Below are 20,676 nucleotides of genomic sequence, written 5' to 3' on the forward strand. Positions count from 1 at the left end.
CGGGTTGTTCGGGTTGTTCGGGTTGTTCGGGTTGTTCGGGTTGTTCGGGTTGTTCGGGTTGTTCGGGTTGTTCGGGTTGTTCGGGTTGTTCGGGTTGTTCGGGTTGTTCGGATTATTTGGATCGTCTGGTTTAGCTAGTTGGGAGCGTAAATACCAGTTGCTGTTTTGACCGGTAATATTGCCTTTATACAAATGATATTCGTACGCACCTGCATCAATATGATCGTTTTGCAGATTAAAGGCATTATTGGTGCTGTTACCAGTGATATTGATAATTTCTATACCATCGGTGGCACCGGTATCAGCGCCAAGTCCTCCAATATTATTTATTCGCACGGCGGTTTGGCCGGAAGCGTTACCATTGATAAACAATTTATCGGTTATGCTGTTGTTATCCTGTGATATGGTATCAAGGGTAATTGTGCCATTGTTACCGATATAGTTGCCATTGATGGTTAAGTGGTTACCTGCCTGGTTATTGCTTAAGCTTAAATTTCCGGAATTGGTGATATTGCCATTTATTGTGGCCTGATGCAGGGGCGAGGTGAAATTTAATGTTGCAGCAGGGGCGATATTGAGGTTGCTGGTATTTAAGTCACCAGTCAGGGTGAGGGTGCTTTGTTGCAGGAGGTTGATATTTTCCCAGTTGCGGATGGCAATATTTCCGGTTGTGCCATTACTGGTAGATGAACCAGTCAGTGACTGGCCGATGTTGAGTGTGTCAATCATGCCGTCACTCTCGCTGGTGTCATCGCCGCCATCTAGTATGGTAATGGCTGATGTATCTGCTTTGCTATTGATGTTTAAGGTATCGCTGCCATTGCCCAGAATAATTGAGCCGCTTACTTTGGCGCCATTGTTGATGGTGATAATGGAGTTGTCATCTGCGTCACGAATCGCTGTGCCTGAGGTGGCTTCGACGTTGGCACCACTATTCAGTGTGATTGTTGTGGTGGTTCCGGAGCTGCCGCTGGTATAAATACCTGCACCTGTGCCGCCGGTCACTTTTCCTGTTACGGTAACGGTGTTATTTCCATGCGGGGTGCGGTTGAGTACATCAATGCCGTCTAATGCGCCGGTAATGGAGCCATTGGTCTGATTGACGCTGATATTTGCTGCTGTTTGGTTATTTTCTGCGTGGATGCCATATTGGTGCTGGCCTTGTATGGTGCCAGCGGTGGTGATTGAGGCTGAACCGGAGCCATTATTGATGATGTATATACCGTTCAGTTCGGCGTTGATATTGTTTGCGTTGATGGTTAGGTTTCCAGCTGTATTTAAGTTTTGTGCAAATATACCGGTGCCATTGGCAGCGATAATATTGTTACTGACAGTTATGGAGGTAATGCCTGTTCCGTTGTTGGTGGTATATATGCCGTTCATTTTGGCGTTTATGTTATCTGTTTTGATAATGAGGTCTTTGGTATTGTTTTTATTCTCAATATGAATGGCATCGCTGTTGGTTGCAGTTATGTTGCCTTTGGCTGTTATTGTGGTGGAACCGGTACCTTCATTAGTTGCATAGATTCCGCTTTGGGAACCCTGTACATTATGTGTATTGATGGTTAGATCTTTACCATGATTGAATGCGTATATGCCATTTTGATTGGTTGCGGTTATGTTGCCTTCTGCTGTTACTGTTGTTGAACCTGTGCCGAAGTTTGCGGCGTATATACCATTATTTTTACCGTTTATGTTTTTGGTATGGATGGTTAGGTCTGTTGTGGCGGGGTCGTTCTCTGCATAGATGGCATCACTATTGGCGGAGGAGATATCACCATTGATGGTGATAGAGGTGGCACCGGTACCGCTGTTTTTCAGGTAAATGCCATTTTGATTGGCATTGATGGTTCCGGTGGTAATGGTCAGGTCTGTGGCGTTATTGTTATTTTGTGCATAGATGCCATTGCTGCCGCTGGAGGTGATGTCTGCTGTGGTGATAGATGTCGCACTGGTACCAGAGTTAACTGCGTAGATTGCGTTTGTTTGGCTGTTAATGTTTTGGGTGTTGAGGGTGAGATTTGTGCCGGCATTGTTTACGGAAATGCCAAAACTATTGGGCATTGTCATGTCTGCGGTTGTGGTTATTGATATGGCTGCTTTTTCTGAGTTGTTAAGTGAATATATGTTTTTTATATTTGTATTTTTTACGGTCACATTCAGATCGCCTGCTTCGGCATTATTTATGATGGTTAGTGAATTATTTAATGGGTTGTCGCTGGTAGAAATGTTTACTGGATCTGTGTTGTCGTTTGCAATATAGCCATCCTGATTGGTGGTGTTGCCGCTGTATGTTGATGAGGATGGGGTTGTTTCTTGGGTAAGACAATTTTGATTAGAAGGTGAGTTAAGGCAGTTGGCGTAGGCTTCGCTGGTGGTGAAAGCGATTATGCCGATAATTGTCATGAGTTGAACCAATGTTTTTTTTCTGAAATCTGGTTTTGGTACGGACGCAGTCATATTTGTTTTTGCTCTGATCTGCTGTGTTGGGTGGTAAGTTTTATTCATTTGAATTTCCTGATTGGGTATGCTGAAGTTATGCTGTCGGGAAAATAGCTATGTGATATCGATCAATGTAAATGTTTATAAAATAAATTTGCTTGGTTTATTCGACTACAAAGCTGGTTGTTAGTCAAAATGTAATTATTTGAATTATTTTAAGAAACTTTTGTTTTTATTAAGCTGAGTTTTGGGGTGTTATTTTTGGTGGGTTTTAGTCTGTAAGTTTTTGTATGATTTAATTAGACGATTGCTGAATGAGTTTATGTTATTTATAAACGTACGCACGCTGAGTTGATTTGGTGGAAATAAGGTAATTTAATTTTGGTTTATTTTTTTAGTAATTTTTTACTTAATTTGTAGTGGTATAGACGCAGCTATTTGTTTTTTATTTATATTGGGCGGGTAATGGTTGCTGTGGCTGTGTTATCAGGCGATGGGTATATTGCAGGGTGTTTGGTTTTTTATTCTGCCAAATTTTTGTGATGGGGCGGTAATCTGTCGCTAATGTTGCTGATTTGAAATAAGGTTACTGATATAGGTTGTTTGTTAAGCTGTTTTTTTGTTGTGCTGGAGCTATGGTTAATGAGGTGTGTGTTTTTTGGGGCTGGAGGTGTGCAGGCAGTTTTTAGTTTGTTTGTTCTGTTTGATTTTTTTTATGATTAATAATTTAAGTAAGGATATATAACTTGATTTGGTTATGTGTGTGGCTTAGTTGTTAAAAGAAGGTTGGTATTTATTTGGTAATTATTTGTTGTGTGGTTTTTTGTGGATATAGGGTGATGTTGTTTGGTTATTATATAAGATAAGAAGCAGATGGTTTGCGTGTTAAAATGGATATTTTCGATTAGAATAAGTAGTTATTTTCTGGTTGGTTAATGTCGCAGCTGGGTTGATGTTTTTGTCTGGTGACCACAGGAAAGAACTGAATGTTATGGTATAGGAATATATATGAGTGAACAGCATAATGCGCCGGTTGGCGGCGCACATGAAGAGCAACTGGATGAAAATCAGATTATGGCAAACCGTCGCGATAAGTTGACGGCAATTCGTACGCAGGGGATTGCGTTTCCGAATGATTTTAAGCGTGATGCTTTTGCCGGTGATCTGCATGAGCAGTATGAGCAGTTTGATAAAGATGTTCTGGCTGAAAAGGCTATCCCAGTGAAGGTTGCAGGTCGTATTATGCTGAAGCGTCATATGGGTAAGGCCAGTTTTGCCACGATTCAGGATTTGACCGGACGTATCCAGCTATATATTAATAATCAGGGTGTGGGTGAACAGGCACATGATGCATTCAAGCACTGGGATCTGGGTGATATTGTTGGTGCTGAGGGTGAACTGATGAAGACCAATCACGGTGAGCTGACTGTACGGGTTTCAACTCTTCGTCTGCTTACTAAATCGTTGCGCCCGTTACCGGATAAGTTCCATGGATTGGCTGATCAGGAGCAGAAATACCGGCAGCGTTATGTGGATTTAATTACTAATGAGCAGACCCGGGATACTTTTGTAAAACGCAGCCGGATTATTCAGGCGGTTCGTAATGTGATGGTAAGCGAGCGCTATCTGGAAGTGGAGACGCCGATGATGCACCCTATTCCGGGCGGAGCAACGGCCAAACCATTTGTAACGCATCATAATGCGCTGGATATGGATTTATTTTTACGGGTGGCACCTGAGCTTTATCTGAAACGGCTGGTTGTGGGAGGGCTGGAAAGGGTATTTGAGATTAACCGCAATTTTCGCAATGAGGGTATGAGTACGCGCCATAATCCGGAATTTACGATGATGGAATTCTATGAAGCCTATGGTGATTACCAGCGTATGATGGATATGACGGAGCAGGTGATTCGTGCAGCAGCCATTGCAGCTACGGGAAGTGCGGTAGTAAGCTATAACGGTAGGGAAGTGGATTTGAGTCAGCCGTTTGCGCGGATGACTATTGTGGAAGCAATTAAACATTTTAATCCACAGTATGCTGATGAGCAGCTTGCGGATGATGTATGGCTGAAATCTGAAATTAAAAAGCTGGGTGGAACTTTACCTGTGGCGCAGGGGCTAGGCAGTTTACAACTGGCACTGTTTGAGGAATGTGCTGAGGCTCAGTTATGGCAGCCGACATTTATTGTCGACTATCCGGTAGAGGTATCGCCATTGGCACGTGCTTCTGATACTAAACCGGGTCTAACTGAACGTTTTGAGCTGTTTGTGGTAGGGCGTGAACTGGCTAATGGTTATTCGGAGTTAAATGACCCTGAAGATCAGGCTGCACGCTTTAGAGAGCAGGTGGCACAGCTGGATGCAGGTGATGATGAGGCAATGCATTATGATGCAGATTATATTCGAGCCATGGAATATGGCTTACCACCAACCGGTGGATGTGGTATTGGGATGGATCGCTTGGTAATGCTGCTGACGGATGCTCAGACCATACGTGATGTGATTCTGTTTCCACAAATGCGTTTAGAATAACGAAGTATAGTGAAGAAAAGCCGCCGGATGTATTCCGTGCGGCTTTTGTTTTTTTACTAATCTGTTTATCTGGGCGGAAGGTGTTGTTGTCTGTTGGGACGATGGGATTGTCCGTTATTGTTTTCTACAGTGAATTCGCCTTCGATAATATCGTTTTGGTCTGGTTGCGGTGTATGGGAAAAAGGATTGCTACCGGTGCTGGCTAAGGGTTTACCGCTGAATGGTAGCAGTAGCAGAGCCGCGAATATATCAGATACGAAACCGGGGCTAATAAGCATGATGGCGGCCAGTACATAACGAAGAGGCCATAATAACTGGTAGAGCGATACGTTGCTGCCGGTGCGAATAGTCGCTACGGCAAGAAATAAGCCGGACAAGCCGATATTGCGCAGCATAAATACGCCACAGGCAATAGACAGTATGATAAGAAGCAGTGTCCAGCCACCACCAATTAGATTGCTCATCAGAATAATGGAGATGACTTCCAGTGCTGCCAGTATCAATAATGCCCAACTCATATATCGCATGTGAGTCTCCCTTTTTAGCTATAACATTTTTTATAGATGGTTGCAGGATGGAGGAATTCAATATGTCGGGCTACAAAATGGCTATCGGTATTGCTTGGCAAGGTGATCAGTTGGCTGACGTATATAAGGGAAAAGCTATGTTAATATTGACTACTGGGTAAATAAACCAGTTATGCTATGCGGATTATTGCTGGAGTTGTGATAGATTAATGATATTAGAATGGAAATTGTACGGGATGTTGCGACGATTTGGTATTTGTTTAATCTCATGCATGGGGCTCTTACTGGGCGGATGTCAGAGTAATACTGTAGCAGAGGCACCGGTAATGAGTGGTAGTGCACACAATGGTTTTTACCGTGTGCAGCGTGGAGATACTTTATACCGGATTGGTTTACGCTTCAATCAGAATGTGAATACGCTGGTACGCTGGAATAATCTGGCTAATGCTAATGAAATTGAGGTGGGACAGCTGATTCGTGTGCGCAAGCCGGCATCAGCCTCAGGCCGACCGACGGGAGTAAAATCACCATCCGGACGCGTTGCACGTGAGTCTGAAGTAGTGACGACTGGTACAGCTGCGCCTGATATCCGTTTACAATGGCCGGTACGCGGGACGGTGATTAGTAGGTTTAATGGCCAGACGCAAAAGGGGATTGATATTGCTGGTAGTCGTGGTACACCGGTTAAGGCTGCCGCTGCGGGTACGGTGCAGTATGCTGGCGATGAGTTGCGCGGATATGGTAAGTTGGTACTGATTAAACACAGTGATAGTACGATGACCGCTTATGCATATAATGATTCGCTGAAAGTACGCAATGGGCAGAGTGTGCAGATGGGGCAGACGATTGCGACGATGGGTGATAGTGGTACTACCGGCGTAAAACTGCATTTTGAGGTAAGGGTGAATAGTCGAGCGGTTAATCCTTTGCGCTATTTGTCTGATTAAATACTGACTGGTGTCGGTGGGATTGGCCAATGGGTAGAGGCCGGTTAAACCGGAAGTTGATGGAGGTTGTTTTATTTTATAATAGGGCAAATTTGAAGGAAGTGATATGAAAGAACATCGTGCCCGTAAACGCTTTGGCCAGAATTTCCTGCAGGATAAAAGTATTATTCAGGATATTGTGCGTGCTGTGCGTCCACAGCCAGAGGATACTGTGCTTGAGATCGGCCCAGGACTGGCAGCTATTACTGCACCTCTAGCGGCTATGGTTGATCGGTTGCATGTGATTGAGATTGACCGTGATATTGTGGCACGTTTGCGTACTTTACCATTTGCATCTAAATTGGTTATTCATGAAGGTGATGTGTTGCAGTTTGATTTTGCCAGTGTGCCCGGCCGAAAAAAAATTGTGGGTAATTTACCTTATAATATATCTACGCCGTTGCTATTTCGCTTTGGTAAGTATGCTGATGATATTGTGGATATGCATTTTATGCTGCAAAAAGAAGTGGTTGAGCGAATGGTGGCAGTTGCGGGTAGTAATGATTATGGCCGTTTGAGTGTCATGTTGCAGTATTTTTTTGAAATGGAAAGTTTACTTGATGTGCCACCACAGGCATTTAACCCTGCGCCGAAAGTTGATTCGGCGGTGGTACGGATGATTCCACAGCATGGTCGTATTGGAATTGCGCAGGATTTTGCTCATTTTGCTGCTTTGGTCAAACAAGCTTTTCAGCAGCGGCGTAAAACCATTCATAATAATCTGAAAGAATGGGTGGATGATGCTGCATTAATGGCGGTGGGGATTGATCCGGGCTGCCGACCGGAGCGGATTCCGCCAGAGCTTTATGTTGGGTTAAGTAATTATTTGTTGCAGAATGGTGCGTCTGTCTGGATAGGTTGATGCAGACAGTTTTTGGATGTGGGGAGTACATGATTGAATTTAAAAATGTCCACAAGTGGTTTAAGGACTTACATGTTATTAATGGGGTAAATCTGACTGTTAGTCAGGGTGAAGTGGTGGTTGTGTGTGGTCCGTCTGGCAGTGGTAAATCTACGCTGATTCGTACTGTAAATCAGTTGGAAAAAATTCAGCAGGGTGAAATCTGGGTAGACGGTATGAATGTTGCTGATCCGAAAACTGACTTAAATCGGGTGCGTACTGAGGTTGGATTTGTGTTCCAGCATTTCAATCTGTATCCACATCTCACTGTTTTGGAAAATATTATTTTGTCACCGATGAGGGTGAAAAAACAAAGTCGTGCAGAGGCTGAAGAGAAGGCACAAGAGCTTCTGGCTAAAGTGGGGCTTGCGCATAAGTGTGATGCTTTCCCGCAGCAGTTATCTGGAGGGCAGCAGCAGCGGGTAGCGATTGCACGCGGTCTGGCTATGGAGCCGCGGGTAATGCTGTTTGATGAACCTACTTCTGCCTTAGATCCGGAGATGATTGGTGAAGTGCTAAAGGTGATGAAAGATTTGGCACTTAGCGGTATGACGATGATGGTGGTAACGCATGAGATGGCTTTTGCCCGTGAAGTTGCTGATCGTGTGGTATTTATTGATCATGGAGAAGTTGTTGAAGAGGCCGAACCAGAAGAGTTTTTCCTGCGGCCGCAGCATGAACGTGCTCAACAGTTTTTGAATCAGTTGTTAACACATTAGCGTTATTTGTTACTTTTAGCTGGCTGGGGGGCAGATAACTGCCAGACAGTTTACGATAGATTATCCGTATAGCCCTTGTCATTAATGTGACAGGGGCTTTTTGTTTATATGGAATTTTAGATAATAAATAAATTAAGATGGATATTCTTTAAGTTGGATAGTTTGGTCTGGTATTCTTAATATTTATCTGAATCAGTAACCTAGACGCTGACAGATGGTGGAGACCAATCCCGCCTGATTGAGGGTATAAAAATGCAGGCTGGGCGCACCCTGTTGTAGTAAGTTGTCGCACATTTCGGTTACGACATCCAGCCCCAATGCTTTGATTGATGCGGTATCGTCGGCGTAGGATTGAAGTTTGAGACGTAACCAGCGTGGAATTTCTGCACCACAGGTCTCAGAAAAACGTGCTAATTTGGAGAAGCTGGCAATAGGCATGATGCCAGGAATAATGGGAATATTCACTCCTCGGCTCTGCACTTCATCTACAAACCAGAAGTAGCTGTCTGCATTGAAAAAATATTGGGTAATTGCCGAGTCGGCGCCGGCTTGACATTTACGTACAAAATGGTTGATATCATCTTCCGCACTGCGGGATTGTGGGTGAAATTCGGGATAAGCCGCGATTTCTATATGAAACCAGTCACCGAATTCCTGACGAATGAGCCCAACCAATTCATTTGCATAGCGTAAGCCCTGATGTCCGAAGCCCACGCCAGAAGGAATATCGCCACGTAAGGCTACAATATGGCGAATGCCCATGTCTTTGTAGGTTTGAAGTAGGCTGATCATTTCTTGATGGCTGGCACCAATACAAGCCAGATGAGGCGCGGCAGCCACACCATCATTCAAGATATCGGTAATAGTTTGCAGTGTTCCGGCGCGGGTGGTGCCACCTGCACCATAGGTACATGAAAAATATTCAGGTTGATATTGGCTTAGTTGTTTGCGGGTAATGGCAAGTTTACGCCGGCCTTCTTCAGTACGCGGTGGAAAAAATTCAAAACTCAGCGAAGTAAAACTCATGATTGAACAGCCTATCCAATAGTTATGGTTAGATAGCTAACCTTAACGTTTCAGGCATGTCCAATCAATGTTTTATTGAATATATTTGTTTGAAAAATCCGCCGGTTATTATGAGCAAAATTAATAATATTATTTCTGGCAGATTTTTCTATGCTATTTAACAGGATTTGTTTTCAGCCTGACGTCTTGAAAACTGGATACCAAGCTGTTTTAATTTGCGATACAGATGGGTTCGCTCTAAGCCTACTTTCTGAGCTACTTTACTCATGTTATGGCCTTCCTGAGCAATATGGTATTCGAAATAGCGCCTTTCCAGATCTTCACGTAATTCACGCAGAGGCAGGTCAAAATTAAAGCCAGTCATGATTTCATGTGGCTGATTATATTTGAACTGGTTCAGGATAGTGCTGATGGCATTAACATCGATTTCATTATGTTCTGCTGTTAGCATCAGGCTTTTTACAACGCTACGCAATTGCTCAAGATTGCCCGGCCAGTCATACTGGCGCAGTTCATTGAGTGCTGCTGTGGTAAATTTTACCGGCGGAATTTTCTGACTTTCTGCCAGTTCGGTGGTAATTTGTTCTACCAGAAATACCATGTCATCCAGTTGTGAGCGTAATGGAGGAATGGAAACAATTAATGGTGAAAGGGTATTGAGTAGTTTGTTATCTTGTAGCGGATCGGTAATCATTTCCTTGATTGGCCGGCTACAAACACAGATGATGCGTACATTGTAGCGATCTGCTTTGGTGAGGATAAAGCCGATACTTTGCTGAGTGCTTTTACCATATTGAGCAATATCACCCAGATAGAGTATGCCATTGGCTGCTTTCTGCAATAGTTCAATGGGAGCGTCTACAATTTGTTCTATTTTTGATGGTTCTACCCAAGGGGTTGCGTTTTTATGGAATGAACGTGCTACCAGTTCAAAAGGGGAACCCAATTCTCCGGTCAATAATACTGGGGTGCTGAATTTGGCTATCCGCTCCAGATGTTGATTCAATTCTTTAATAGCTGGGCTATGTCCAAGTTTATCCAGTGACAGGTTGGAAGCCGCCTGCATCTGTCCGTATTTCAGGGCACGATCTACTGTACTGAGCAATTTTTGCAGGGAAATGGGTTTTTCCAGAAAATCCAAAGCACCGATTTTAGTTGCTTCTATTGCAGTATCAATACTTGCATGACCACTCATCATGACCACCGGCATGGTTAACTGGCCGGATTTTGCCCATTCTTTTAATAAGGTTATGCCATCACAATCTGGCATCCAGATGTCTAACAGTACCATGGCAGGACGAGTTTGCTGACGCAGTTGGCGGGCAGTATCGGCATTCTCGGCCGTGGTGACGGTATACCCTTCGTCTTGCAGAATTTCTGATAATAAGTCGCGGATTCCTACTTCATCGTCAACAATTAAAATATCACTGCTTCGCATTTTTATTTACCTGTAAGGGTAGGGTTATTTTGACACAAGCCAGTCCATTTTTCTGATTACTGATTTGGATCCGCCCGCCGTGTTCTTCAATGATTTTTTTTACTACCGGTAATCCCAGTCCAGTACCACCGGGTTTGTCTGTTACATAAGGATCAAATGCATGTAATAACATCTCCTGACTGAATGTTTTACCATTGTTGCTCACATAGAAAAGGATGTGTTCGTTATTTAGTTCGGTTAGTATGCTGACTTCGGGTGAGGAATCAGCTGTGGCAGCCTCCACTGCGTTTTTTAACAGATTATGAATAACCTGACGTAATGCACCACTGTCGGCATTAACATTCATTACTATCTTACTCAAATTAACCGCAAATGTACAATTACTACCTTCGTAAAGTACCAAAACCTCGCGTATTAATTCATTTAAATCGAGGTTGGTGAATTTTAGCGCTGGTGCGCGGGAATAATTGCGGAATGTTTCGACCATTTCTTTCATCGCAGCCACCTGTCGAATAATGGTATTGGTGGCACGATTGAGAATCTGGGCATCTGCTTCGTTGAGTTTGTCATGCAGTTTCCAAGCCAGTCGTTCAGCAGATAATTGAATAGGTGTCAGTGGGTTGCGGATTTCGTGTGCTAGCCGTTGCGCTACTTCACCCCATGCAGCTTCTTTTTGTGCGCTCACCAATGCAGTGACATCATCAAATACCAGTACTGTGCCTCCACCGCTATCTTCGGGTAGTGGAGTGGCTTTGCCAAGTAATATCAGGGTTTCATCTTTGTGATTGTAGGTGATTTGTGCCGGTTTATTCTGGTTTTCGGTGACGAGAATCTGCTGGAATACATCTGCCAGCATTGCAGTCTGTGGGTCTTGTTCAGACAACTGATTGATATTCTGCCCAAGGATCGGATTCAGATTCTGTCCGAGGATGTTTTCTGCCATCTGGTTAAATGTAATCAGGCATTTTTCTGGATTGAGTGTAACCACGCCGGTAGTCAGGCTGTTAAGAATATGTTCTAGATAATGTCTGGCCGCTTCCTGCTGCTCTCGTGAATGACGTAGTTGAACCGTCATGTGATTAAACAGGCCAGTTAGTTGACCCAGTTCGTCATTGCGATAGATGGTTTGCTGTATATCCAGATCACCTTTGGCTACTGCCCGGGCGCCATCTGCCAGTGACAGAATCGGTGCAACGAACTGGCGGGCAAATAACAGGGCGACCAGTAAGGCTAAAACGATTGCCAGCAGCGTAGCCATTAACAGGGTGGCCAGAAAAAAGGTTTGCAAACTCTTTTTAGTAAAACTCAGTTCACCATATTTGGCACGTGCCGCCTCAATCAGGGTAGCATCCTGCGCGACTTTGGCCGGAATGGGTTGACGGAAAAACAGGGCATTATCATGGGTTCGGCCTGGTAAAATCAGCCAGCCTTGAGCATAAAGAATGTTATTTATGTTTTCAATTTCACGCACTGAACCTGTGGTGTGTAAGTTTTGTATCTGATTATCGTTAAGTTCAGGGGTGGGAAGGTGCTGCGGATTATATTCGGCAACAAGCTGATTGTTGCTGAGATTGCGGATATTTAGCTGGCTGAATTGCTTGTTTTTATCATTACTTTCAAGAACTGGTAGAAGCGGTTCTTCCAGACTATTGGCGGCAATCAGGGCAATTTGGATATTCGCTGCCCGGCGGACACTGTTGTCCAGTTCGTAGTCCAGAGCGGATTTACTCAGGCTGATACTGCGGTTAAGTGCTTCTTCAGTATCGTTACCAAACCATGAGTGAATGCTGTGTGAAATAAACTGAGCAGAAACGCCGAACAGGAATAGGCCAGGTAATACAGCCACCAGTGTAAACATAGCGGCAAGACGCATGGCAATTTTGGAACCGAATTCATGCCGGTGCCGGCTCTGCAATAATTTCCACCAGTAAGAACCAGCCATCAGAACCAGTGTAAGCACTAATAGTGAGGCAAAACCGAATGCAAACCAGAAATATTGCGACAAAACACTGGTATTACCGGTGGCGACGGCCAGAACATACAAGGTCACCACACAGAGTACCGTCATGACCAAGATTAGCCGTCTCATTATGATTAATCCGCGTTGATAACAAGACGATGCCAGCCGGAATCCAGCTGCCAGCTATGGGAAGTCAGTGCATTGATTTGAAATGGCTTTGGCAACTGACTGATACTTAGGCTCAGGCGTACATCTGCACGAACCTCTCCCGCAGATACACCACTGAGTGTGCCATTGCTGAGTACACGCCAGTTGGCCACAGCCCCAATGGCTCTAAGTGCGGTATCAAGACTGTTGTATTCAGTAGAAAAGGTCGATCCCATACTGACGCGATAGCGATTAGTAAGTGGATGAAAGGCTAGTTTGTACTGAATAAGATTATCACCAGCAATCAGGTTGTTAATCCGATTGCGATAGGATGCAAGTGTGGGGGAGGTGAGTTGGTAGTTTAGATCAAAATTTAATGGTACACCCTGTGTGAGTGCCTGTTTTAACTGATCGGGCAGCTGGGTATTAAAACGCGTATTGATGGAAAGCTGGCCATTGCTGGTTATATTAGCTTGAGCACGCGTAGTACTGATGCCCTCTGCCTTTACTATGGTAATGCTCAGGCAGAGAAGGCAGGCAAAAAGTAGACTAGATTTTATCGATAAGCGCGTAAAAAAATCCATCTTGTCTGCTGTTCGGTAACAATACACGTGATTGACGCTCGCAGGCATCCGCATGTCGGGTTAAAAAACGGGTTAGCTGTTGCTGATTCTCTTCCATGAAAATCGAACAGGTGGCCATAAGTAGGCGACCGCCTGATTTTAGTGTTAGCCACAGGCTGTCCAGTAAAGCTTCCTGCTGTAGTGCGGTTTTTTGGCTATCTTGTGGCTGGCGCAGCCATTTGATGTCTGGATGGCGTTTTACCACACCTGAGGCAGTACATGGTACATCAGCCAGAATGGCATCAAAAGTGTTGTTATCATACCATAAGTGTAGCTCTTTTGCGTCAGCACAATGCAAGTGTGCTCGCTGTTGCAGACGTTGCAGATTATCTTGTACACGTTTCAGGCGCAAAGGATCAATATCCAGCGCGGTGACATCACAGTCTGCCCATTCGAGTATGTGGCCGGTTTTGCCACCGGGAGCAGCACAGGCATCAAGAATACGCTCACCATTTTGCGGATTAAGCATGGGGATAGCCTGCTGGGCACCAAAATCCTGTACCGATAGGTGGCCGGCAGCGAAGTCTGGCAGTTTCTGTACAGCTATTGCCTGTTGTAGCATGATGCTGTGAGTATCCAGAATTTTGGCTGCAATGCCACTAGCTGTCAATTTTGCCAGATACTGTTCAGCATCTGTATAACGACGGTTGATCCGCAATGTCATAGGTGGATGTTGCGCCATGGCTGTGACCATGTTGTGCCAGTGCTGGGGGTAATGCTTTTTCAAGTAGTTTAACCACCAGTCAGGTAGGTTATAACGCGCCTCATCCTGTTTAAGTGCATGAGCTAATAGGGTTTCGCGTTCTCGTAAAAAGCGTCGTAACAAGGCGTTAATCAATTTCTGGTAATGCCCACCTTGTAGCTGGCGTGCATAATTAACAGCTTCATTTACCACAGCATGCGCTGCATTGCGGGTAAAATGCAGTTGATATAAAGCAATGACGAGAAGATGGACAATTTCTACGGGGGGTAATGCTTTCGTCATTTGGTGCACAAGTTGTTGCAACAGACCTAAATGGCGCAGACTACCATGACTAAGATCCTGCAAAGCACCTTTATCCGCAACGGACAGTTCCGGATGCTGCTGCATGAGCTGAGCCAAAACTTCGCTGAGATTGCGTCCATTTAATACTTCACCAATGGCGTGAGTCGCCAGTTGCTGGACATGCGCCATACTCATGCATTGGTCTCCACTGATGTCAGTACGGTACCCTGCTGTAAAGTATTGCCGGTCTGAAATGCGGCAACAGGCATGGACTTGCTGCCAGCTTTCTGAATTTCCTCAATACTGAGCGCTCCATTACCGCAAGCAATAATCAGTTCATGTTCGTTACTGTGCAACACTGTACCCGGCACTCCTGTATGCGAAGTAACTTGTGCACGCCAAATTTTAAGAGGTTTATCCTGCCAGATCGTCCAAGCGCCTGGTACCGGATTAAAAGCACGGATTTTGCGGGCTATTTCTATGGCGGGGCGTGTCCAGTCGATTTGTGCTTCGGCTTTGCTTAATTTATGAGCATAGGTTACGCCTGTTTTGCTTTGTGCAACGGGTTGTAATTGGTTAATTTGTTGTAAATCAGCAACAATTGCATTCGCCCCCAGATGCATCAGTGCATCATGCACTTCAGCTGCGGTTTCATCTGTACCGATAGTATAAATATGTTGGCTAATAACAGCACCAGTATCCAGACCGGCATCCATTTGCATAATACATACACCGGTTTTCTGATCGCCCGCTTCAATAGCGCGCTGTATCGGTGCGGCGCCACGCCAGCGCGGTAGCAGGGACGCATGAATATTCAGACAGCCATATCTGGGAATATCCAGCACTGCCTGCGGTAATAATAATCCATAAGCAGCTACGACCATTACATCAGCATTCTGCTCCCGTAACATTGCCTGCGCTTCAGTTGTTTTCAGTGTGGCTGGCTGGATAACTGTGAGCCCATGCGCCAATGCAGTTTTTTTAACTGCACTGGGTTGTAACTTCAATCCGCGACCAGAAGGGCGGTCTGGCTGGGTTAATACCAGCGGTACATCAAACCCAGCAGCAACAATAGCGTTGAGCGCTGCCGCAGCAAAATCGGGTGTTCCAGCAAAAATTACAGAAGGCTTCATGCAACAAATCCACAAAAGACAATATCACTATCAAAAGATGGTGATACAAATATTAAGGCTGATAACGGGTTGTGTTATTTACATTTTTTCGCGTGCGCGTTTTTTTAGTTTGGTTTTGATGCGATTCTGTTTCAATGGAGACAGATATTCAACAAATACTTTGCCGGCTAGATGATCCAATTCGTGCTGCACGCAGATAGCCAGCAGACCATCCGCTTCTAGTATGAATTTTTCACCATGTTCATCATATGCTTCAACAGTGATGCGCTCCGAGCGGTGCACTGTTTCATAGATACCGGGTACAGAAAGGCAGCCTTCTTCATATTCGGTATCGCCTTCTCTGGCGGTAATAACCGGATTAATGAATACGCGCAATTCGTTACGTTCTTCGGAGAGATCCATTACTACCACACGTTCATGAACATTAACCTGAGTTGCAGCCAGCCCAATACCGCGTGCTTCGTACATGGTTTCAGCCATGTCCTGTACCAAAGTGCGAATTCTGTCATCAAATTGCGTCACAGATTGCGCAACAGTATGTAAACGCTCATCAGGATATTGTAAAATGTTTAGTAGAGCCATTGTGTGTTTAATTCCTTGTTCAATCTGACCTGATTACATGATGGCAATGTGGAATTTTTAAAGCTTGTTGATATAGATTCAGGTAAACTGGCATTAATATTCATACTATGTCATATAACAACCATTGAAAACAGTAATTTCCCTAAGGATACTTTACATGCATAAACATATTATAACCCTGCTATGTACGCTTGGTATGGCAATATCTGCACCTGTAATGGCCAAATTAAAATTACGTCCCGATGCACCAGCACAATATGTAGTGAAAAACGGCGATACTCTGTGGAGCATATCGGGTAAGTATCTTTACAGCCCATGGCAATGGCCGCAATTGTGGGGCTCTAATCGTGCTCAGATTCAGAATCCACAGAAAATCTATCCAGGGCAGGTTTTAAGCCTTCGTTATGTTGATGGTCAACCTCGCCTTGGTTTTGACGACAATAGTGGTATTCCAACCATTAAACTACAGCCAAAGGTACGTAATATTTCTTCCGGTTATGGCATCAATACCGTTGATGTCGATTTTTACCGTATATTCATGCAACATCCGCAGGTAATTGATAAAGAACAAACCAGAAAAGCGCCACGTCTTATCGGCGGGCCTGAAAGTCGCATTATGTATACAACGGGTGATCGTGTATATGCTGATCGTCAGCTGGAGTCAGGGCGATATCTGGTATATCGGATTGAAAAAGATATTACCGATCCGGATACACATAAAAATCTGGGGCAGCTAGTACGCTTCAGTGGTGAGGTGGCGACACTGGCCGAACATAACAGTGCGCTGGCTGAACGCAGTCCAAGTGATGCTGCTAGCCTGCCTAAAGACGAGTATTACACGCGCGTGCACCCACTAGTTAAATTGCCTACCCAAACCGCACAGCCAATGGTTGTTACCAATGCTGCATCAGAATTAAATAAAGGTGATTATCTGTTAAAAATAACCGATGAACACGATTCATTTCAGATGATGCCACATGCGCCCAGTACTCAGGTAAAAGGCAAAATCGTTTCTGTTATGGACGGAATCCAAGAGGCAGGAACCTACCAAACAATTACTCTGAACTTGGGTAGCGATGATGGAGTAGACAAAGGCACAGTAGTAAGTCTGTATAAGAAGAGTCATCAGCTTAAGGGCAGTATACCCGAAGCTTCTAAAGAATCGCGTAGTGTACTTAAGTACCTGAGTATTCCTGCTGAAGAGGTTGGCCTAGCGCTGATTTACCGCGTCAGTGATAAAATGTCGTCAGCTCTTATTATCAATGCGTCTCATTCTGTGAAAGTAGGGGATTTGGTGATGAATCCGGGGCACGATCTGGATGATGTGACTCAGGACTTGCGGCATGTACCTAATTCACCAAGAGATGTGCATTAATTAAAAGTAATAATGGACAAATCATCGGCAACAAAATTTCATCAGAATGTTTAAATCATATATTGTTGATGAGTTAGTTTGAATGTAAAGTGCGGATTTATCCGCACTTTTCCTTTGTGTCCTTGCTAGTAATAAACAGTTAAACATGTATAGATAGTTAAGGCTGATCATGCTGATACCTATCCGAACGTTTCAATAACAGGCTATGGTTGTAGAATCGATAGCAAAACAGGGGGCTTAAGGTAAGTAGGATAATTATTCTGTATACAATAATCAGTTTATCTTGCAAAAAATTCGCAGAGATGTATGCTTCAATAGTAGTGTAAAATCAAGCTAAATTAATTATTTATTTGATTATTGCTCTTGTGAAAATAACAAAGGTTATTATTTTATCACTGCTTTTATATTCTACATTTCACAGGTAGGTCAATTATATAGCTTTAATTTCTGGATGAAATGTTTTAAAATATACTGTTTATTTGACTAAATTTTTCAAGTATATCAGCTGTCTGAATAAGTGGGTATCTGTTGAGAATATGTTTGGTGCTATGGTTGCCGGTAAGTAATTTAAATTGCTGCCGGATGGATACATGGGTGTAGTTATGAAAAGTATCCCTGTTTGTATCAATATATTGAATTGAAATTAATTTATATTCAATATGAATGGATACAGAGTAGCTGATATATTTTGATAATTCCTTAGCCGTGGGCCGGTAAATCGCGGTTACTGCTAATTGCAGGTATGCGTAGTAATCGTGATTGGCAGAAAACTAAGTGCATCGGTTATCTTTGCTGGCACATTAATGTATTCAATCATTTTCAATAATCCAGTTTTCCCATATTAGAATGCCGGCCTATTTTCGTTTGTAATTTTTACTCAGGATAATATGAGTTGTTTCATTCCCATTGTTGAGCGCCAAGTTAATCATAATTCATTATTTTATGCTAATGAGTTGACGAAGTATACTGTACTTTGTGATTTTGATGGCACCATCAGTGAAAAAGATGTGACCGACACCTTACTTAGCCAATTCGGCAATGAAAAATGTGCCTTATTGGAGCAGCAATGGCTGGATGGCATTATTGGTTCGCGTGAATGCATGCGTCAGCAAATTGCTAATATGCAAGCCAGTCAGGCGGAATTAGATGGTGCGCTGGCACAAATCAGGATTGATCCTGCATTTGGCACATTTATTGATCTGGTGCGGGATACACATTTGAACGTGCATATTGTCAGCGATGGGCTGGACTATGCAATTCAGTCGATTTTGAAGCGGTATAATATTGATTTCTTGCCTGTCTTCGCTAATCGCTTATTGCATGATCAGCAGCAGGGTTGGAAACTGGATTTTCCTTATGCCAATGAACACTGTCATAAGGCCAGTGGCAATTGTAAATGTCGACATCGGAGTCAGTTGATCGGTTTTCAGAAGATTTTTTATGTTGGCGATGGTACTTCGGATTTTTGTGTGGCGGATAAAGTAGATCTGGTCTTTGCTAAAGATAAATTAATTGATTTTTGTCAGCAAAAAGGTATTCGGCACTATCCAATTAAGGATTTTAATGACGTTGTGGCCATTTTGCCAGATCTGATTAAAGCTCCGGCTGAAAATTATTGCTCCTCTCCTGCATAAAGCTTCAATGGCTAATTTGAAATTATGATTCAAGATTCTTCCTATTTTTTACCCGGTAATCGCAATGGTGTGCTTCTGATTCACGGTTTAACTGGTACACCAAATGAGATGCGTATTCTAGCCAAAGGGCTGCATCAGGCCGGTTTTACCGTGTATGCAATGCAACTGGCAGGTCATTGTGGCGATGAAGCTGATTTGTGTCGAACCACTTGGCATGACTGGTATACCAGTGTGCAGGAAGCTGCGCAATTTCTACAGCAGCATGTTGATTGTCTGTTTGTGGCCGGACTATCAATGGGTGCGTTGCTGGCATTGAAACTGGCTGCTGACCAGCCAGAGTTGATAAAGGGTGTTGGCGTTTATGGCGTAACCTTTAACTATGATGGCTGGTCTATTCCATTCTGGGCAAAACAGTTTTTTGGCTTGTTACCCTTGTTGAAGAAATTTCATTTATTCCAGAAAACCTCTTTTATTGAGAAACCACCATACGGACTGAAAGATGAACGTATCCGAGCATCTGTTGCTGCCAGCATGTTCAGTGGCGACAGTGCCAGTGCCGGTTTAGCTGGTAATCCGTTTCCGGCTCTGGCGGAAATGCAGACACTCGCTAAACAAATGCGGCGGCAACTGCCACAGGTAACTGCACCCTGTCTGATTATGCATTCTGGCCACGATGATATTGCCAATATCAATACCAATGCTCGTCTGGTAGAAAAGCAGGTTAGTGGAGCGACTCGGTTTGTGGTACTGGATGATAGTTATCATTTGATTACCATTGATCGGCAGCGACGCGAAGTCATTAACCAGTCAGTTGCCTTTTTTGAAAATATTGCTCAGTCAATTTAAGTGAATACTCATCATATGGCAGAAAGAAATATTGTATGACTCTGATTGTATTCATTTTGTGGTTTGCCAACATCTGTTTTGATACGCTTGGACAAACTGCGTTTAAATATGCAGCCATAGCACCGAATAACCGCAATGGTTGGTATTACTGGGTAGATTTATTCAGCAATTACTGGTTATGGATTGGTATCGGATCTTATGTCGCTGAATTTTTGCTGTGGCTGGCGTTTTTAAGTCAGGTACCTTTGTCGCAGGGTATTTTACTGGGATCAATTAACATTATTGTACTGATGCTGGTTGGACGGATTCTGTTTCAGGAAAAACTGACTCGTTTTCGGCTGATAGGCATGTTTTGTATTACCATCGGAGTAGTACTGGTAGGAGCGTCATAATGCGTAAATTTTATTTAATCGGTTTTGCGCTCTTATTATTGTTCGATACGCTAGGGCAAAGCAGTTTTAAATTAACGGCTATTCATGCTCAGCCACTCGAAGCCAGTCTGGAATGGATTATCCGGGTATTCACACAGCCATGGGTTTATATTGCTATAGCAGGGTATATTGGAGCATTTTTTACTTGGATGGTATTACTTAAGAAGGCGCCAGTTGGCCCAGCATTTGCTGCTTCGCATTTGGAAGTGGTGACAGTAATGCTGGTTTCAGCTTTTCTATTTCATGAGCACATCACTGTTACCCGTATTATGGGTGCAGTATTCATCGTAGCTGGCATCATCTTTTTGGCCTTAGCAGAAAAAGAAATCATCCAAACTGAACACAGCAAAGATGATGAGGCGTGTTAAATTTTCAAGGTTTAAATTTAA

General features: G+C 43.7%; 18 protein-coding genes. 9 read left to right on the forward strand and 9 right to left on the reverse strand.

Annotation, left to right across the window (positions count from 1 at the left end; translation table 11 throughout):
- A partial coding sequence (locus MJ761_RS10230; RefSeq protein WP_239392920.1) for an autotransporter outer membrane beta-barrel domain-containing protein occupies nt 1-2,406 on the reverse strand: 2,406 nt, incomplete at its 3' end.
- Nucleotides 2,407-3,450: 1,044 nt separating this feature from the next.
- Between MJ761_RS10230 and lysS the strand changes: the two genes are divergently transcribed.
- The gene (lysS, locus tag MJ761_RS10235) at nt 3,451-4,974 is read left to right on the forward strand and encodes a lysine--tRNA ligase (RefSeq protein ID WP_093093730.1); all 1,524 of its coding nucleotides are present in this window, start codon (nt 3,451-3,453) and stop codon (nt 4,972-4,974) included.
- A 65-nt stretch (nt 4,975-5,039) separates the two neighbouring features.
- Here the strand turns inward: lysS and MJ761_RS10240 are convergent, their stop codons facing one another.
- Nucleotides 5,040-5,501, reverse strand: coding sequence for an FxsA family protein (locus MJ761_RS10240; protein WP_093093732.1), 462 nt, complete (start codon nt 5,499-5,501; stop codon nt 5,040-5,042).
- Between the two features lie 236 nt (nt 5,502-5,737).
- Between MJ761_RS10240 and MJ761_RS10245 the strand changes: the two genes are divergently transcribed.
- The 3 genes from MJ761_RS10245 to MJ761_RS10255 all read left to right on the forward strand — a co-directional run bounded on the left by MJ761_RS10245 (nt 5,738) and on the right by MJ761_RS10255 (nt 8,107).
- Complete coding sequence (locus tag MJ761_RS10245; RefSeq protein ID WP_239392921.1) at nt 5,738-6,448, forward strand: peptidoglycan DD-metalloendopeptidase family protein; 711 nt, start codon at nt 5,738-5,740, stop codon at nt 6,446-6,448.
- A 106-nt stretch (nt 6,449-6,554) separates the two neighbouring features.
- A complete protein-coding gene (gene rsmA, locus MJ761_RS10250; RefSeq protein WP_093093736.1) occupies nt 6,555-7,349 on the forward strand; it encodes a 16S rRNA (adenine(1518)-N(6)/adenine(1519)-N(6))-dimethyltransferase RsmA in 795 nt (264 codons plus the stop codon).
- 29 nt (nt 7,350-7,378) lie between these two features.
- Nucleotides 7,379-8,107 carry an amino acid ABC transporter ATP-binding protein gene (locus MJ761_RS10255; RefSeq protein ID WP_093093771.1) on the forward strand — a complete coding sequence of 243 codons (729 nt, stop codon included), beginning with the start codon at nt 7,379-7,381 and terminating at the stop codon, nt 8,105-8,107.
- A 192-nt stretch (nt 8,108-8,299) separates the two neighbouring features.
- Here the strand turns inward: MJ761_RS10255 and metF are convergent, their stop codons facing one another.
- The 7 genes from metF to def all read right to left on the reverse strand — a co-directional run bounded on the left by metF (nt 8,300) and on the right by def (nt 16,001).
- Nucleotides 8,300-9,133 (reverse strand): methylenetetrahydrofolate reductase [NAD(P)H], encoded by an 834-nt coding sequence (gene metF, locus MJ761_RS10260; RefSeq protein WP_093093738.1) that lies wholly within the window; start codon nt 9,131-9,133, stop codon nt 8,300-8,302.
- 157 nt (nt 9,134-9,290) lie between these two features.
- Nucleotides 9,291-10,571 carry a sigma-54-dependent transcriptional regulator gene (locus MJ761_RS10265; RefSeq protein WP_093093740.1) on the reverse strand — a complete coding sequence of 427 codons (1,281 nt, stop codon included), beginning with the start codon at nt 10,569-10,571 and terminating at the stop codon, nt 9,291-9,293.
- Nucleotides 10,558-12,660, reverse strand: a complete 2,103-nt coding sequence (locus MJ761_RS10270; RefSeq protein ID WP_093093742.1) for a sensor histidine kinase — start codon at nt 12,658-12,660, stop codon at nt 10,558-10,560. The genes MJ761_RS10265 and MJ761_RS10270 overlap by 14 nt, the downstream gene beginning before the upstream one ends.
- Nucleotides 12,661-12,665: 5 nt before the next feature.
- A complete protein-coding gene (locus MJ761_RS10275) occupies nt 12,666-13,262 on the reverse strand; it encodes a DUF4390 domain-containing protein (RefSeq protein ID WP_093093744.1) in 597 nt (198 codons plus the stop codon).
- Nucleotides 13,228-14,481 (reverse strand): 16S rRNA (cytosine(967)-C(5))-methyltransferase RsmB, encoded by a 1,254-nt coding sequence (gene rsmB, locus MJ761_RS10280; protein WP_093093746.1) that lies wholly within the window; start codon nt 14,479-14,481, stop codon nt 13,228-13,230. The genes MJ761_RS10275 and rsmB overlap by 35 nt, the downstream gene beginning before the upstream one ends.
- On the reverse strand, nt 14,478-15,419 hold the full coding sequence (gene fmt, locus MJ761_RS10285) for a methionyl-tRNA formyltransferase (RefSeq protein ID WP_093093748.1): 942 nt from the start codon (nt 15,417-15,419) through the stop codon (nt 14,478-14,480). Before fmt ends, rsmB begins: the two co-directional genes overlap by 4 nt.
- A gap of 78 nt (nt 15,420-15,497) precedes the next feature.
- The gene (gene def / locus MJ761_RS10290) at nt 15,498-16,001 is read right to left on the reverse strand and encodes a peptide deformylase (RefSeq protein WP_093093750.1); all 504 of its coding nucleotides are present in this window, start codon (nt 15,999-16,001) and stop codon (nt 15,498-15,500) included.
- 157 nt (nt 16,002-16,158) lie between these two features.
- Here def and MJ761_RS10295 point away from each other — a divergent pair, with 157 nt between their 5' ends.
- From MJ761_RS10295 to MJ761_RS10315, 5 genes are all read left to right on the forward strand, one after another.
- Nucleotides 16,159-17,376 (forward strand): LysM peptidoglycan-binding domain-containing protein, encoded by a 1,218-nt coding sequence (locus MJ761_RS10295; protein ID WP_093093752.1) that lies wholly within the window; start codon nt 16,159-16,161, stop codon nt 17,374-17,376.
- Nucleotides 17,377-18,263: 887 nt separating this feature from the next.
- Complete coding sequence (locus MJ761_RS10300; protein WP_093093754.1) at nt 18,264-19,010, forward strand: MtnX-like HAD-IB family phosphatase; 747 nt, start codon at nt 18,264-18,266, stop codon at nt 19,008-19,010.
- Nucleotides 19,011-19,034: 24 nt separating this feature from the next.
- Nucleotides 19,035-19,856 carry an alpha/beta hydrolase gene (locus tag MJ761_RS10305; protein ID WP_093093756.1) on the forward strand — a complete coding sequence of 274 codons (822 nt, stop codon included), beginning with the start codon at nt 19,035-19,037 and terminating at the stop codon, nt 19,854-19,856.
- A 35-nt stretch (nt 19,857-19,891) separates the two neighbouring features.
- On the forward strand, nt 19,892-20,248 hold the full coding sequence (locus MJ761_RS10310) for an EamA family transporter (RefSeq protein WP_093093758.1): 357 nt from the start codon (nt 19,892-19,894) through the stop codon (nt 20,246-20,248).
- A complete protein-coding gene (locus tag MJ761_RS10315; RefSeq protein WP_093093760.1) occupies nt 20,248-20,655 on the forward strand; it encodes a DMT family transporter in 408 nt (135 codons plus the stop codon). The genes MJ761_RS10310 and MJ761_RS10315 overlap by 1 nt, the downstream gene beginning before the upstream one ends.
- The last annotated feature ends 21 nt before the right edge of the window (nt 20,656-20,676 follow it).

Origin of the sequence: Snodgrassella communis (assembly GCF_914768045.1) — a bacterium.
GTDB lineage: Bacteria > Pseudomonadota > Gammaproteobacteria > Burkholderiales > Neisseriaceae > Snodgrassella > Snodgrassella communis.

Coding starts and splice junctions, on each gene's coding strand:
- def (WP_093093750.1), bottom strand. CDS start 16,001: ATGGCTCTACTAAACATTTTACAATATCCTGATGAGCGTTTACATACT.
- rsmA (WP_093093736.1), top strand. CDS start 6,555: ATGAAAGAACATCGTGCCCGTAAACGCTTTGGCCAGAATTTCCTGCAG.
- MJ761_RS10270 (WP_093093742.1), bottom strand. CDS start 12,660: ATGAGACGGCTAATCTTGGTCATGACGGTACTCTGTGTGGTGACCTTG.
- MJ761_RS10245 (WP_239392921.1), top strand. CDS start 5,738: ATGTTGCGACGATTTGGTATTTGTTTAATCTCATGCATGGGGCTCTTA.
- lysS (WP_093093730.1), top strand. CDS start 3,451: ATGAGTGAACAGCATAATGCGCCGGTTGGCGGCGCACATGAAGAGCAA.
- MJ761_RS10240 (WP_093093732.1), bottom strand. CDS start 5,501: ATGCGATATATGAGTTGGGCATTATTGATACTGGCAGCACTGGAAGTC.
- metF (WP_093093738.1), bottom strand. CDS start 9,133: ATGAGTTTTACTTCGCTGAGTTTTGAATTTTTTCCACCGCGTACTGAA.
- MJ761_RS10300 (WP_093093754.1), top strand. CDS start 18,264: ATGAGTTGTTTCATTCCCATTGTTGAGCGCCAAGTTAATCATAATTCA.
- MJ761_RS10315 (WP_093093760.1), top strand. CDS start 20,248: ATGCGTAAATTTTATTTAATCGGTTTTGCGCTCTTATTATTGTTCGAT.
- MJ761_RS10255 (WP_093093771.1), top strand. CDS start 7,379: ATGATTGAATTTAAAAATGTCCACAAGTGGTTTAAGGACTTACATGTT.
- rsmB (WP_093093746.1), bottom strand. CDS start 14,481: ATGAGTATGGCGCATGTCCAGCAACTGGCGACTCACGCCATTGGTGAA.
- MJ761_RS10265 (WP_093093740.1), bottom strand. CDS start 10,571: ATGCGAAGCAGTGATATTTTAATTGTTGACGATGAAGTAGGAATCCGC.
- MJ761_RS10275 (WP_093093744.1), bottom strand. CDS start 13,262: ATGGATTTTTTTACGCGCTTATCGATAAAATCTAGTCTACTTTTTGCC.
- MJ761_RS10305 (WP_093093756.1), top strand. CDS start 19,035: ATGATTCAAGATTCTTCCTATTTTTTACCCGGTAATCGCAATGGTGTG.
- MJ761_RS10310 (WP_093093758.1), top strand. CDS start 19,892: ATGACTCTGATTGTATTCATTTTGTGGTTTGCCAACATCTGTTTTGAT.
- MJ761_RS10295 (WP_093093752.1), top strand. CDS start 16,159: ATGCATAAACATATTATAACCCTGCTATGTACGCTTGGTATGGCAATA.
- fmt (WP_093093748.1), bottom strand. CDS start 15,419: ATGAAGCCTTCTGTAATTTTTGCTGGAACACCCGATTTTGCTGCGGCA.